We start from the raw sequence: 13793 nt of genomic DNA, 5'->3' as shown, positions 1-13793 counted from the left end.
AAAATCAGAACTTGACGTATATCATGTTTTTTTATTCATTAAATGTTAAGTTAATAGCTGATAGAACCAAGGAAAATAAAGAAATGAAAAAGGACGCTCACTCTAGTTGTGAACACTGCCCCTCAAAGAATGATGGGATCTTTTGCAATATGAATCTTGCCGAACTGGAAGATATCAGCCATCACAAGATTACTAACAAATACAAAAAGGGACAGACTCTTTTCGTTCAAGGAACTCACCCATTTGGTCTTTATTGCATCAGCACTGGGAACATCAAGTTAACTCGCACAGGTATTGATGGTAAAGAGTCAATCGTGCGCATCGTTCATGCAGGCGATATCCTTGGTCACCGCTCTCTTTTCACTGATGAAGACTTTGGAAAGACGGCCACAGCAATGGAAGATACAGAAGTTTGCTTCATCGACAAAAAATACATTCTTTCACTGATCGAAAAAAATCCATCAGTGGCACTGAATATCATCAACAAGCTTTCACGCGATATGGGGAATGCTGAAAATAAACTGACTTCTCTTCACCAGAAAAATGTCCGCGAACGTTTAGCAGAACTTCTTCTCTCTCTAAAGACAACCCATGGGACTAAAGAGGGAAATAGATGGAGAATTGACCTAAAACTTACTCGTGAAGAGATGGCGACAATGATCGGGACTGCCAATGAAACGTTAATCCGTTTTATGACAGAGTTCAAAGATGCCGGAATCATCGAGCAAGAGGGAAAAATTATTTACATTACAGATGAAGAAGAGTTGTTAAACTGGGCCAATATTCATTATTAATATTTTTTTTCGAAAGCTGATTTAGATTATATTTTCTCCCTTTCTCCAAATGTATGATGAGCTTATGAAATTCATAAAGCACATAGAACTAAGTAGAGATTTGATAGAGAAAATTACTGCCTACTTTCCTACTAAGGTTTATAAATCTCATTCACATCTTTATTATGAAGGCCAGATACCAATCTCAGGTTATCTGGTCTTAGATGGCTCAATCCAAATTAGTAAAAAGAAAAAATTCAAAAAGATGCTTCAGAGCGGTTCTTTAATTGGATTAGCTGAATTAATGAACAAAGCCCCTAGTCCTATTAGTGCTGAAGTTTTTCCGAATACTCTTGTATGTTTCTTAGACAAATCGACGCTTATTGAGATTTACCAACGAGCGGATTCTGATATAGTTAATCTACTTAAACAAATTATTGAGACATAATAATGAGTGCTTGTATTCACTGCGACCAGGAAGTCATTACAGCTTACTACCAAAAAGATTGCGATCATGATGCCGGGCCATTTTGTTGCCAGGGTTGCTTAACTGTTTACAACATCATCAACTTTAAAGGTCTCTCTGAATACTACGACATCAAAAAGAACGTTGCGCTTTTAAAAAAACGCGCACCTGTTGAATTAAAGAATAATCACTACTCTTACCTGAACGACACTGAGTTCTTAAATGAGTACGCTTATAGAAATTTAAATAATGAACTGACAATGGAGTTCTACCTTGAAGGAATCCATTGCCTGGCCTGTCTTTGGATTATTGAAAAGCTTCCGGCGTTTGTTCCAGGTGTTCTTTCAGCAAAACTCAACATGGGTCGCTCTGTGGCAACGATTTCAATCGACAGCACTGGGGACTTTTCTCTGGTGGCCAAAGAGCTTGATGGAATCGGTTACCGCCCCCATCCACTAAAAATCAATCAATCAACAGCTGATTTAAAAATCAAAGAAGAACGCTCAATGATTTTAAAAATCGGTATCGCCGCCGCCGCCGCCGGAAACATTATGCTTTATGCTGTGTCTCTTTATGCGGGGGCAGGGCCAGAATATGAACAAGTTTTTAATGCACTGACTGTACTCTTTGCCATTCCGGTTTTAACTTACTGTGCGTTTCCGTTTTATAAAAACTCGTACATCGCTCTTAAGAACAAAACCCTTTCAATCGATGTCCCCATTTCACTCTCGCTTATTATGGGTGGGATCATGGGAATTTATAACCTGATCAACCACGTGCCGGAAAACTATTTCGATTCACTGACTGCCCTGGTTTTCCTCCTGCTTCTTTCACGTTACTTCCTGAAATTGATTCAGGAGAAAGGTCTAAGCACAAGTGACCTGCATTTCTTCTATCAGGGAGAAAGTGTTTTAAAGGTGAATGAAAATAATCATAGCGAAGTGGTGGAAATCCACCCTAAATTCATTAAACCAAATGATCTCTTAAAAATTCTTCCAAACCAGGTTATCCCGGCCGATGGAAAAGTAGTCTCAGGTGAATCTTACCTGAATAACTCTCTTCTAACTGGTGAATCAGGACTACAAAAAATCAAAGCTCAAGACCAGGTATTCTCTGGGACAATGAATGTGAGCGGTGAACTTATCATTGAGGTTGAAAAGGCCAATCACGAAAGTCGCCTTGGAAAAATCTTAAAAAATGTAGAAAGTAGTTGGGGGCAAAAGGCCCAGATCATTGATATCACAAATCAGATTTCAAAATACTTTGCCGGAGCAGTTCTGACTCTTTCAGTTATCCTCTACTTCGTGACAGCACGCCATGGTAGTCAGAAAGAAGCGCTGGAACTTGCCTTAACTCTTCTTATCGTCACTTGCCCGTGTGCCTTGGCGATTGCGACTCCCTTAACTTTTATCCGCACTCTTTCCAAAGCGGCCCAAAAGGGAATCATTATTAAAGACGACGCCGTCATTGAAAAACTTTCACGTGCCCAAAAAATCTTTATCGATAAAACGGGAACAATCACTCAAAACCAACTTCAGGTTATGCAGATGGATATTATCAACCAAACAGCTCTTCCGGTGTATGATATTATTCACAACCTGGAGAGAACTTCTCTCCATCCAGTGGCCATGTGTTTAAAGGAGTTCGTTAAATCTTCTCTTCCACGCGAGTATGATGTTTCTGACCTAAAGGAAATGCCAGGTGTCGGAGTAAGTGGAAATATCAACGGACACTTTTACGAAATTAAAAATTACGGGATTTATGAAGACCATGCCCTAGTGGCGGAATTTAGAATTCAGGACGCCTTAAGACCAGATGCTCAGACTTCCTTAAACGCTTTAAGAAATGAAGGATTAAAACTACAGATTCTTTCCGGTGATAAAGCAGAACACGTAAAAGAGATTGCTTTAAAACTTGGTTTAACTAAGGATGAGTATCAGGCAGAGCTATCTCCTGAGAAAAAAAGTCAGGTCATTAGATCTACTCCTAACTCAATTATGGTAGGAGATGGCGCTAACGATGCAATCGCGCTGGCCAGTGCCGGGACAGGGATTGCCGTTTATGGAGCGATGGATATTTCCCTTCGCGCTGCCGATGTTTACATGAACTACCCAGGACTCTCTTCAGTTGCTGAACTGATGGTGATCTCAAAAGAGACGATGAAAGTCATCTACAGAAACCTGGTGCTTTCTATTTCCTATAACAGCGTTTCAGTTTTTTTAGCTTACACAGGACATATCTCGCCGCTGGCCGCTGCGATCATTATGCCTCTAAGTTCACTGACTGTGCTGATTTCAACTTTAACTGGAACTAAAACTTTGAGGAAAATATGGAAATAATCACCTTTTTAATTCCTCTTGCACTTTTACTAGGGGCTTTCTTTGTCGGTTCATTTATTTGGATGACAATGAAGGGCCAATATGATGACCTGGAAACACCAGGACACAGAATGCTTTTAGATGAACATAACAAAGTGTCTAATAACAACACCCACAAGGGAGAACTATGAACGCGCACGCATCCACTCGAACTGGGAAGCTCGAGTACTTTTCCTACGATGATCAAATAGTACGTCTATTTGTCATCGCGACAGTTATCTGGGGGGCAGTAGCTCTGCTTCTTGGTGTAACAATCGCCTATCAGCTTGCTGATTGGCACGTTAACCTTGGTCTTCAATGGACCACTTTCGGACGTCTTCGTCCACTCCACACAAACGCCGCCATCTTCGCGTTTTGTGGTAACGCTATCTTTGCGGGGATCTACTACTCTCACCAAAGATTGTTGAAAGCGAGACTTTTTAATGACACACTTTCCAGAATCCACTTCTGGGGATGGCAGCTCATTATCGTCGCTGCTGCACTAACTCTTCCGTTTGGGATCACTACCGGAAAAGAGTATGCCGAACTTGAGTGGCCGATTGATATCGCCATCACGGTTATCTGGGTTGTTTTTGCGGTTAACTTCTTTGGAACAATTATCAGAAGAAGAGAGCGCCACATTTATGTAGCGATCTGGTTTTATATCGCAACAATCATTACAGTTGCTGTTCTTCACATCATCAACTCGCTTGAGATCCCAGTTTCAATTGGAAAATCTTATTCGCTGTACGCTGGTGTTCAGGATGCCCTGGTTCAATGGTGGTACGGTCACAACGCGGTTGCCTTCTTCTTAACAACTCCGTTCTTAGGTCTAATGTACTACTATGTTCCTAAAGCAGCGAACCGTCCGGTTTACTCTTACCGACTTTCAATTATTCACTTCTGGTCTCTTGTATTCATTTATATCTGGGCCGGACCTCACCACCTTCTGTACACAACACTTCCGGAATGGGCACAAACTCTGGGAATGGTTTTCTCAGTTGCATTATGGGCACCAAGCTGGGGTGGTATGATCAACGGTCTTTTAACTCTTAGAGGAGTTTGGGATAAAGTTCGTACAGACCCGGTTCTTAAATTTATGGCCCTTGCCCTGACTTTCTACGGTATGTCGACATTTGAAGGACCACTACTTTCGATTAAATCAGTAAACTCAATTGCTCACTTTACCGACTGGATTCCTGGGCACGTTCACGCCGGAACGATTGGATGGAATTACTTATTAACTGCTGGTGTTCTATACTTTCTTGTCCCAAGATTATGGAATGCTGAAATTTACTCAAAGCGCTTAGCAACTATCCAATTTTGGACGGCTACAATAGGTATTATTCTCTACATCGTATCAATGTGGATTGCCGGTATCAGCCAGTCACTAATGTGGAGAGCTGTTGATGCTTCTGGAAAACTCGTTTATCCAAACTTTATTGAATCAGTTGTAAAAATTGTTCCAATGTATTGGGTAAGAGCAATTGGTGGAACATTCGTACTCTTTTCATTTGTTCTCATGATCTATAACTTATACAAAACAGCTAAGTCTGGTTCAGTTGGCAAAGAAGAAGTTTACGAAGCTTACGCTCTTGATGAATCTTCAATTGAACACGGGGCCGCTCCTCACAGAAAACTGGAAGGATGGCCGATGATTTTTGCTGTTCTTTCACTGGTTGCCATCCTTGTTGGGACAGCAATTGAAATTGTTCCTGCGGTTTTATCTAAACAGTACATCACAAAACTTGATGTGGTTAAACCATACACTCCGCTTGAACTTTTAGGACGCGATATCTACATCCGTGAAGGATGTTACCTATGTCACTCACAAACTGTTCGCCCAATGGCCCACGAAGTTCTTCGTTATGGAAAAGCTTCTGAAGCTGCAGAATTCGTCTACGATCACCCGTTCCAATGGGGCTCTAAGAGAACTGGTCCAGACTTAGCTCGCGTTGGTGGAAAATATCCACATATGTGGCATTACCGTCACATGTGGGACCCTCGCGAAGTAACGGCCGGATCAATCATGCCTCGTTATACTTGGTTATTTGATCAGAAAACTGATTACGGCTCTCTTCCAAAGAAAATGCAAGTTATGCAAACTCTGGGTGTTCCTTACTCTCAAGCTGAGATCGACGCTTCAGTGGCCAATGCACAAACTCAAGCACAGGCCATCCGCGACAACTTAGTTGAAGCTGGTGTACCAGAAAAAGTTTTAGATAAAGAAATCATCCCGCTGATTGCTTACCTACAACGCATTGGTGTGGATTACGGTAAATCGGAGGTTCAACAATGAAACAGGACGCTCTAAGCACTTTTGATATGCCATGGCTGCCAATCACAGGACTTATCATCTTCGTGGTTTGTTTTACGGCCTACACATACTGGACTTATAAAAAAGACAATAAAGGAATGTATGACAAGGCTTCGATGATCCCTCTAGAAGACACCGTCACTGAAATGAGAAGAGGACACTAATATGAAACAAGAAACTAAACTTCATGTAGAAGAAAATGAAAAACATCTTCTCTTAGATCACAACTACGATGGAATTCAGGAATTAAACCACCCGCTTCCATCGTGGTGGTCTGCTACTTTCTGGGGCGGGATTGTGTTTGCCATCTGTTACTTTACATACTATCAATTAATGGGCGGCCCTACTCTTCGCGATGAGTTCAAAAAGGACTACGCGGTGGTCGCTGCTGCTCAGGAAGAATTTAAGAAACAGGAAGCTACTTTTAATCCGGAAGTGTATGCTAAATTCAATACACCTGAAGGAATAAAAAAAGGTGAAGAAGTCTTCACTAACAACTGTGTGGCCTGTCACCTTGAAAAAGGTAAGGGAGACATTGGTCCGAACTTAACTGACGAGTACTGGCTATGGGCCAAAGGAACACCAGAGACTGTTTATCCGGTGGTTTTCCACGGCGTAGTCGAAAACGGTATGCCTAACTGGTCAGAGGTTTTAAGCCGCGACGAAATCTATCAGGTTGTCGCTTACGTTCAGACTTTGCACCACACTCATCAAGCTGGTGGTAAAGCACCACAAGGAAACAAGGTCGAATGAGCAAGAACCGCTTTGAACTGGACAGTGAGCGCTTAGGCACTGTTGATGAACACGGAAACCGGGTGTATTTGCACCCGGAGGACGTTAAAGGAATCTGGAAAGACAGAAGAGATATCGTCTATTGGATTTTAATCGGACTTTATCTCGTCTTGCCTTGGATATACATCAACAAGAAGCCAGCGCTCTTGATTGACATCATTAACCGCGAATTTACATTTATGGGGTCAACTTTCTTCGGTGTTGACCCCATTTTGTTTTTTCTTATCATCATTTCTTCCATTTTTTTTATCGCTTTCATGACTAGTTTATTCGGCCGCGTTTGGTGTGGCTGGGGATGCCCTCAGACTGTTTTTATCTCAAGCCTCTTTTTGAAAGTTGAATCCTTTATCGAAGGCTCGGCCAGAGAAAGAAGGGCCCTGGATGAAGCACCGATGTCAGTTGAGAAGCTATTTAAAAAATCGCTGAAATGGATTATCTTCGCTATTATCTCGTTGCATATTGCCCATACATTCATCGGCTACTTCGTAGGGCCACGCGAATTGTTTCATATGACAATGGGATCCCCACTTGAACACTTCGGGATCTTCGTTGCAACAATGATCATTACAACTATTTTTCTTTTAGACTTTGGCTGGTTCCGAGAGCAATTCTGTATCATCGCCTGCCCATACGGAAGAATGCAATCAGTAATCATGGATGAAAACTCTCTGGTTATTGCCTACGATAAAAAGCGCGGTGAACCAAGAAGAGGAACTCCCGGCGTTCTTCGTGAAAACGAAGGCGATTGTATTAACTGCTACAACTGTGTAAAAGTCTGCCCTACTGGTATTGATATCAGACGTGGGACTCAGCTGGAATGTATTGCTTGCACAAACTGTATTGATGCCTGCGATGAAATCATGATTAAAATGAAGAGACCTACTGGTCTGATTCGCTATGGCTCTGAAAATGAACTCAATGGTGTGCCAAGAAAAACGATCACCCCAAGATCAATGATCTATGCTGCCATCTCTCTTCTTTTTGTGGGGATTTTTATTCTCTTCATCAATAAGAGTACTGATCTTCAGATTCTTTTCCTTCGAGGCAGCGAAACGTTCACTTACATTGATCAGACCGTCACTAACCGCTTTACAGTCAAATTCAACCATCAGGGTGGAGCTGATTACAAAGTGGTTTTAAAAGTGCACGAAGCGGACTTACAGGATAAGATTAAGATTATTACTCCAGTCTCTCCTATTGACCTGGTTAACTTTGAAAAGAAAGTCATTGTCTTCTTCAAGTTTCCACCGACTTTACTAGAGAGAGGGACTAGAAAAATAAATATTGATATTGTTGATATGAGCTCAGGAAACGTGATTGCAACTAAGGAGGTTGTGCTTGTCGGCCCTGTCCATTGATATTCAACATTTTTTTCCGTGGGTTTCATTTCTTGCAGGTCTTGGCGGAAGCCTTCACTGCGTAGGAATGTGCGGAGGACTTGTCACTGCAAGTTGTGACAAGGAAAAAGACATCTACCGCTACCAGACTGGCAGACTACTTGGTTACATGGCCATTGGCCTCTTTGCCGGTTTCTTAGGTAGCTTCGTTAAATTTGAAGGAAACTCACCACTATTATCGCTTCTCCCAGGATTATTCCTGGGAGTGCTTTTCCTTTTCTGGGGAATCCAATCTTTCCGAGGAAAAAAAGCCGAAGTTCCCATGCCTAAATTTATGGGGACATTTTACGGAATCCTTTGGAGAAAACTTGTCTTTAAAAATAAAGGATTCTCTAAGGCCTTCTTCACTGGAACGATATCTATTTTTCTTCCTTGCGGTCTGCTTTATGGAATTGCATTAGGTACAATGGCACTGGGACATCCCCTTCTATCTTTAGTCTCAATGATTTTCTTCTGGATTGGTACGCTTCCGGCGATGGTTGTGGCCCCTGGCCTGTTTCAAAAAATCCTGAGCCCTTTTAAAAGCAAACTTCCCAAAACCTATGCGGTGACTTTAATCCTCATTGGGATCATGACTGTGAGTGTGCGTGTGGTGAAGTTTAATGAAGCGACCGCGGCCGATTCCCATGGAAAGGCCGCAAGTCAAATGATGTGTCACTAAAGTGATTATTTAAGGCGGGTCTGCATCAGGTCCGCCATAGCATTAAGTGCGTCCACCCAGGTAAAAATCCCGACAAGTTTTTTGTTATCCTGAACTAAAACACTGCCAATTTTTTGTGAGGCCATAACACCACATACTTCATCTAGTTCCGTTTCTGCTGAAACAATATAAGGTTCAATCGTCATAGCATCTTTAACTTTTTGAGTTGCAAGATCCACACCTCTGATTCCCTGGATAAAATCAATATCACGGGCCGAAATCACTCCTAGGATACTACCTTCATTCACCACTGGAAGGTGTCTGATATTAAGGTCATTCATAATGCTCTTAGCTGACAGTAAAGACTCCTGGCTTCCGATTGTAACGGGAGTCGTTGTCATGTAGCGCTGAATTTGTGGGATTTTTTTCGTCATAAGTTCCTCCTTTATTGTTGTTTTCATTCTACAACTGATAAACAGAGACAAACCTGATAAAAAGCTTCCTAAAAGATGATCTTCGTCACAGGAAAAAGAAAACAAAAGATGAACAATAAAATAAATGTCATTTTCTTTTATCTATACCAGAATAAAAGAATACAGGAGGATCCTATGAAAAATTACGTTCTTTGTGCCTCACTCGAAGAAGATAGTATCAAAACACTGGCGAAGCTAAAACGCGACCTGGACCTCACAGATGCGAAAGTTCACTTTGTGACTGTCATCGAAATTCAAGTCTACAATTCGGAGCTAAGTGCTTTCGTCTACCCTGTTGAATCACAGTATGCTGAAATTGAATCAAGCGCTGTGGCCATTCAGAAAAACCTGGCAAAAACTCTCGGATTGCCTGAAACTCAGGCCACTTTTAAATGTTTCTTTGACCATAGCCCTGAGGCAAAAGTGAAAGACTATTTAGAAAAAGTTAATGCAGATTTAGTTGTGACTGCAACCAGAGGAAGACACGGGATTGCCGGATTTTTCTCCAGCTCATTTACTGACTTCCTTTGCAAGTACTCACCATGTGATATTTTAGTCTTAAGACCATCTAAGTAATTAGATGGTCTGGCTGAATTTGTCTTTTGGCATTTTCTCTCTGAAATAAAAATCGAAAGTCATGGCCACATTACGGATGAACTTTTTTCCTTCAGGGAGAACTTTAATCTTATTGTCTTTGATAATGAGAAGACCATCGCGCTGAAACTCTTCCAGCTCTCTTAAAATCTCATCCAAATAGGGAGTATTGCCTTTAATCTCACCTTCGTCTTTACACATCAGGTTTAAAATAATTTCCTGCGCACCAAGATCATCAGATTCGTGAACGTGTCCGTTCATCACCGCAAGTTTCCCTGCCTGTATTTTCCTTTCGTACTCATTAAAGCCTTTTTCATTCTGCATGAAACTCAAAGATGAATCTGAAATCGAAGAGGGGCCAAGTCCTAAGAGAATTTTTGATTTTTTATCTACATAGCCCATAAAGTTTCTATGAAGCCTATTTTCTACTTTTGCCTGATAAAGAAAATTGTTTGGAAGGGCAAAATGATCCATTCCTACATCTTCATAACCATCCATGGCCAGCAGCTCTTTTCCTTTTTCATAAAGGGCATGTTTCGTTTGTGCATCTGGCAGTTCTTCTGTTTTAATCAAGCGTTGATTCTTTAACTTTTCTGGCAAGTGTGCATAACTATAATAAGCAATGAGATCTGGTTTTAATTTTCTAATCAACTCAAACGTTCCAGTGATTGTCTCTACTGTTTGTCTTGGAAGGCCATAGATAACATCGAAGTTGATAGAATCAATCCCACGTGCTCTTAACTCATTGACCAGATTTTCAACCAGCTCAAAAGATTGCTTGCGATTAATCGCCGCTTGCACGTTATCGTCGAAATCCTGGATACCCAATGAGACGCGACCAATACCGTTTTCCTTAAAACAATCCAGATGCTCTAGTTTTGTTGTTCGTGGGTCAATTTCAATTGACCCTATAAAGGAAGGACTTCTTTTTTCAGTCAGTCCCTGGATAAGTCTCTCTAAATTTTCTGCCGATAAAAATGTCGGCGTTCCTCCACCAAAGTGTAAGGAATTAATCACTGGAGTAAACCCCAGTTGTGTTTTATACATGCCCCATTCTTTTAAAATGAGATCTACATATTTTTCTTCATTGTCATGATTTTTAGTGATGATGCGATTGCATCCACAATAGTAACAAAGCTTTTCACAAAAAGGGACATGCACATAAAGGTCCATTCCCTCTTTATCGCTGTAGATAGTTTTTAAATGACCAATCCACATCGTTTCATCAGGCGCCCCTTTCCAGAATGGTACCGGTGGATAACTAGTGTATCTGGGACCGGGGCGATTGTATTTTAAAAGAAGTTCGTTATGCTTTTTTTGCATAAGATTTACACCATCCACAAGTAGAAACATATTTCATTCCCATCATTGTACAAGGAGCATATCCCCCTTCAGCTTTAGCGGCATTGAAGAACTTACAGTTCCCACAATCCATACCCGCTTTATACTTGGCGTTTTTTGAAGTTTTAGCGTCTACAACGTACTCTAAACCTTTTCCCATTCCCTCAGTCCCAGAAGCGATTGACTTGCCTGCAGGTGGTCCCTTAGGGCAGCTGTCAGCAGCTAGCGACTTAGTGGCCTTCAATGCAAATGGAACGATTGTCGCTGCTGCGACCGCCATCTGAAAGAAGGATCTTCTAGTCAATTTGTCTTCCATAAATTTCTCCAAAATGTTTCTATGTAAACCCATAATAGATCTTTTGCGTCCAAGAACCATGATTCATATCAGTTTCTGAAGAATAATTTAAGTGCAGCAAATTGAGGCAGAGATGTCCCTGTAAGAACCGACGTTAAAGCACAGGTGTTGTATCTTTAGGTTGGTTTCTAAGCACTGTAAAGCCCGGAGACATGATCTCAACTTGATTTTCAGCAAAGACCTGCTGGAGGTTCTGGTGAAGTTCAGAATAGGCGCCTGGAATTTTGTCTTCGTGCTCAGTAAAGGCATTAAGTTGGTAGGATATATGAAAATCATTTAAAGCAGTTTGTAGCACAAAGGGTTTTTTATCTTTAGAAATTAACGTCGATCTCTCAGCCGCCTCTATCATCATTTTATGCACCTTTGTCCAAGGCGTATCATAGCCAATAGTAATGGTTGTATACAGGATGAGATTGCGGTCTTGAGCTTGAGTTGTATAGTTTGTCACTTGTGAACTTAAGATTTGCGTATTAGGGATAGTAATTTCCTCGTTTTTATAAGTCATCACTTTCGTTACGATAAGCCCCTTCTCCACAACTCTTCCCATTGAATCACCAATCTTGACGTAGTCACCGATTCTAAAGGCACGCATATAACTAATCATCACACCTGCTATGATGTTGGCAATGGCCGATGAAGAGCCCAGAGAGATCATTAGACCGACAAAAACCGATACTCCTTCCAGTGCCTTTGTTCCTGCACCAGGAAGATATGGATAAATAATAACCAGAGCAAACATGCAGATCAAAAAGCGCAGAAGTTGAAAAGTTGTATTGGCCCATTCAGCATAAAATCCATCAATGACCAATTCGTCTCTTTCAATTTTTAAAAAAATAAATTTGAGAAATTTTACGATTCCTCTGGTGATAAAAATAACAAAAGCAATAAAGAAGATGTTTGGAATGAAATTAAGAAGGCTATCGCCCACTTGCCACAAATTTCTTTGAACAGAACTCATCAACGTAACAGCATAATCGTGAGTTGTCGGCAGCTCCTGAAGAATATAAGGAATCGAGATATAAAGAGCGGATAAAATAAGAATCCACTGAAGAACCCTTACTGTGTTGGCCAGGGTTTTCGATATCATTTCAACCGAAACGATTTCGTTATTCTTAAAATGCAGAGGTCTCAACCATGCATGCTTCTTTTTGTTCAAAAGTCGAAGAGCTAATTGACAGCAATAGAAAATAGCGACGATGATCGCAGTTGAGATCCCTAGGTTGATTAAGGCCTTTATGTGAAAAGTGTAATTATTGAACATACAATAAAAGTTTAGAAGAAATGATTTATCTCAGTCAACTTTAATTGTATGTTTAATCTTTATTGGTTCAAAGTTCCCATTTTAACGACTTCAAAGGCACTTCCTGGAACCTGCTTAATGGTATGCAGTTCTTGGTCGTTCCAATTATCGTTAGGCTCGCCACTGATCATCCAGCTTGCACCGTTGTCAGCAAGAATCATCCCGTACTTCTTTAAAGCGCGCAGGATGACTTGCACACTCTCCGAATAAGAAGAGATGTCATAATTAGCTTTCAGTCTCACACGCATCCCCATGGGAGGCAGAGACGGGTCGTTAGAGTCTCCGGCCGCGTGTCTTGCAGGATACACGTAGGCATGGCGTGTTCTATTGGCCGTAAAACGAATCGCGTGATTGATTTCTCCTTTAACCATCACTTCATCATAACGGACCAGACCTGGATAAATCGGGAGTCCTGCTGCATCGGCAGAAGTATGTCCCGCTGGTCTCATTTTGTTAGAAGCTAAATCAAAGACAGCTCCCGACACCGCAGTCCATCCACCATTGCCATCAGGGAAAGCACGGTAGAGTTCATACAAAAGATTGTTGTCTTTATCGACGACAATCACGTGTCTATCGCCGGAACCATTCGGTCCGCCTTGTATTGGTGCATCCGCAGGTATTGGATAAGGTCCAGGATCACTTTCTCTAGCATATTCAAAAGTCACAGGGACTTTTTTCTGTTTACCAGTTACAACAATGAATGGCTGCCCGTTGGGAGCACCATCCCACCACGTACCGAAGTCCGGGTGCATAGTCGCAGTTCTTCCTAATGAGTTGATGTAAATATCGGAGTTGGGATCGACAGGCTCTCTTGAGATGTCCTGATTCCACGGATTGTCCGCAGGAAAAGGTCTGTCGGTATAAGTTGATAAAATGGTTCCCTCACCGCCAAAGTTAGATACACTTCCACTATCACCTACACAAGACGCTAAGACTCCCGACAAAATGAATAGTAAGATTGTTTTCTTCATAACGAGAGATTAGGTTA

General features: G+C 41.4%; 15 protein-coding genes. 10 read left to right on the top strand and 5 right to left on the bottom strand.

Annotation, left to right across the window (positions count from 1 at the left end; all coding sequences use genetic code 11):
* Positions 1-83: 83 nt before the first annotated feature.
* The 9 genes from ACN20O_RS14325 (at position 84) to ACN20O_RS14285 (ending at position 8763) form a co-directional block, all read left to right on the top strand.
* The gene (locus tag ACN20O_RS14325) at positions 84-794 is read left to right on the top strand and encodes a Crp/Fnr family transcriptional regulator (RefSeq protein WP_491634597.1); all 711 of its coding nucleotides are present in this window, start codon (positions 84-86) and stop codon (positions 792-794) included.
* 64 nt (positions 795-858) lie between these two features.
* On the top strand, positions 859-1221 hold the full coding sequence (locus tag ACN20O_RS14320) for a cyclic nucleotide-binding domain-containing protein (RefSeq protein WP_491634596.1): 363 nt from the start codon (positions 859-861) through the stop codon (positions 1219-1221).
* Positions 1222-1223: 2 nt separating this feature from the next.
* Positions 1224-3578, top strand: coding sequence for a heavy metal translocating P-type ATPase (locus tag ACN20O_RS14315; RefSeq protein WP_491634595.1), 2355 nt, complete (start codon positions 1224-1226; stop codon positions 3576-3578).
* A complete protein-coding gene (gene ccoS / locus ACN20O_RS14310; protein WP_491634594.1) occupies positions 3569-3748 on the top strand; it encodes a cbb3-type cytochrome oxidase assembly protein CcoS in 180 nt (59 codons plus the stop codon). The genes ACN20O_RS14315 and ccoS overlap by 10 nt, the downstream gene beginning before the upstream one ends.
* A complete protein-coding gene (gene ccoN / locus ACN20O_RS14305) occupies positions 3745-5895 on the top strand; it encodes a cytochrome-c oxidase, cbb3-type subunit I (protein ID WP_491634593.1) in 2151 nt (716 codons plus the stop codon). Before ccoS ends, ccoN begins: the two co-directional genes overlap by 4 nt.
* Positions 5892-6077 (top strand): cbb3-type cytochrome oxidase subunit 3, encoded by a 186-nt coding sequence (locus ACN20O_RS14300; RefSeq protein ID WP_491634592.1) that lies wholly within the window; start codon positions 5892-5894, stop codon positions 6075-6077. Before ccoN ends, ACN20O_RS14300 begins: the two co-directional genes overlap by 4 nt.
* A 1-nt stretch (position 6078) precedes the next feature.
* A complete protein-coding gene (locus ACN20O_RS14295) occupies positions 6079-6666 on the top strand; it encodes a cbb3-type cytochrome c oxidase N-terminal domain-containing protein (RefSeq protein WP_491634591.1) in 588 nt (195 codons plus the stop codon).
* On the top strand, positions 6663-8063 hold the full coding sequence (ccoG, locus tag ACN20O_RS14290) for a cytochrome c oxidase accessory protein CcoG (RefSeq protein ID WP_491634590.1): 1401 nt from the start codon (positions 6663-6665) through the stop codon (positions 8061-8063). Before ACN20O_RS14295 ends, ccoG begins: the two co-directional genes overlap by 4 nt.
* Positions 8044-8763 (top strand): sulfite exporter TauE/SafE family protein, encoded by a 720-nt coding sequence (locus ACN20O_RS14285; protein WP_491634589.1) that lies wholly within the window; start codon positions 8044-8046, stop codon positions 8761-8763. Before ccoG ends, ACN20O_RS14285 begins: the two co-directional genes overlap by 20 nt.
* A gap of 5 nt (positions 8764-8768) precedes the next feature.
* Here ACN20O_RS14285 and ACN20O_RS14280 read toward each other — a convergent pair whose 3' ends face one another.
* The gene (locus ACN20O_RS14280; RefSeq protein WP_491634588.1) at positions 8769-9176 is read right to left on the bottom strand and encodes a CBS domain-containing protein; all 408 of its coding nucleotides are present in this window, start codon (positions 9174-9176) and stop codon (positions 8769-8771) included.
* Positions 9177-9350: 174 nt separating this feature from the next.
* Between ACN20O_RS14280 and ACN20O_RS14275 the strand changes: the two genes are divergently transcribed.
* The gene (locus ACN20O_RS14275) at positions 9351-9791 is read left to right on the top strand and encodes a universal stress protein (protein ID WP_491634587.1); all 441 of its coding nucleotides are present in this window, start codon (positions 9351-9353) and stop codon (positions 9789-9791) included.
* Here the strand turns inward: ACN20O_RS14275 and hemN are convergent, their stop codons facing one another.
* The 4 genes from hemN to ACN20O_RS14255 all read right to left on the bottom strand — a co-directional run bounded on the left by hemN (position 9792) and on the right by ACN20O_RS14255 (position 13776).
* Positions 9792-11162, bottom strand: coding sequence for an oxygen-independent coproporphyrinogen III oxidase (gene hemN, locus ACN20O_RS14270; protein WP_491634586.1), 1371 nt, complete (start codon positions 11160-11162; stop codon positions 9792-9794). It lies immediately after the preceding gene.
* A complete protein-coding gene (locus tag ACN20O_RS14265; protein WP_491634585.1) occupies positions 11116-11466 on the bottom strand; it encodes a high-potential iron-sulfur protein in 351 nt (116 codons plus the stop codon). The genes hemN and ACN20O_RS14265 overlap by 47 nt, the downstream gene beginning before the upstream one ends.
* 133 nt (positions 11467-11599) lie before the next feature.
* On the bottom strand, positions 11600-12766 hold the full coding sequence (locus tag ACN20O_RS14260) for a mechanosensitive ion channel family protein (RefSeq protein WP_491634584.1): 1167 nt from the start codon (positions 12764-12766) through the stop codon (positions 11600-11602).
* Positions 12767-12825: 59 nt separating this feature from the next.
* Positions 12826-13776, bottom strand: coding sequence for a hypothetical protein (locus ACN20O_RS14255; RefSeq protein WP_491634583.1), 951 nt, complete (start codon positions 13774-13776; stop codon positions 12826-12828).
* Positions 13777-13793 lie beyond the last annotated feature (17 nt).

This window comes from Bacteriovorax sp. As-1 (genome assembly GCF_058446905.1).
Note: the sequence above shows the minus strand (reverse complement) of the source record. Positions and strands in the feature narration are given on the sequence as shown.

Coding starts and splice junctions, on each gene's coding strand:
- ACN20O_RS14295 (WP_491634591.1), top strand. CDS start 6,079: ATGAAACAAGAAACTAAACTTCATGTAGAAGAAAATGAAAAACATCTT.
- ACN20O_RS14280 (WP_491634588.1), bottom strand. CDS start 9,176: ATGACGAAAAAAATCCCACAAATTCAGCGCTACATGACAACGACTCCC.
- ccoN (WP_491634593.1), top strand. CDS start 3,745: ATGAACGCGCACGCATCCACTCGAACTGGGAAGCTCGAGTACTTTTCC.
- hemN (WP_491634586.1), bottom strand. CDS start 11,162: ATGTTTCTACTTGTGGATGGTGTAAATCTTATGCAAAAAAAGCATAAC.
- ccoS (WP_491634594.1), top strand. CDS start 3,569: ATGGAAATAATCACCTTTTTAATTCCTCTTGCACTTTTACTAGGGGCT.
- ACN20O_RS14315 (WP_491634595.1), top strand. CDS start 1,224: ATGAGTGCTTGTATTCACTGCGACCAGGAAGTCATTACAGCTTACTAC.
- ACN20O_RS14320 (WP_491634596.1), top strand. CDS start 859: ATGAAATTCATAAAGCACATAGAACTAAGTAGAGATTTGATAGAGAAA.
- ACN20O_RS14255 (WP_491634583.1), bottom strand. CDS start 13,776: ATGAAGAAAACAATCTTACTATTCATTTTGTCGGGAGTCTTAGCGTCT.
- ACN20O_RS14265 (WP_491634585.1), bottom strand. CDS start 11,466: ATGGAAGACAAATTGACTAGAAGATCCTTCTTTCAGATGGCGGTCGCA.
- ACN20O_RS14275 (WP_491634587.1), top strand. CDS start 9,351: ATGAAAAATTACGTTCTTTGTGCCTCACTCGAAGAAGATAGTATCAAA.
- ccoG (WP_491634590.1), top strand. CDS start 6,663: ATGAGCAAGAACCGCTTTGAACTGGACAGTGAGCGCTTAGGCACTGTT.
- ACN20O_RS14260 (WP_491634584.1), bottom strand. CDS start 12,766: ATGTTCAATAATTACACTTTTCACATAAAGGCCTTAATCAACCTAGGG.
- ACN20O_RS14325 (WP_491634597.1), top strand. CDS start 84: ATGAAAAAGGACGCTCACTCTAGTTGTGAACACTGCCCCTCAAAGAAT.
- ACN20O_RS14300 (WP_491634592.1), top strand. CDS start 5,892: ATGAAACAGGACGCTCTAAGCACTTTTGATATGCCATGGCTGCCAATC.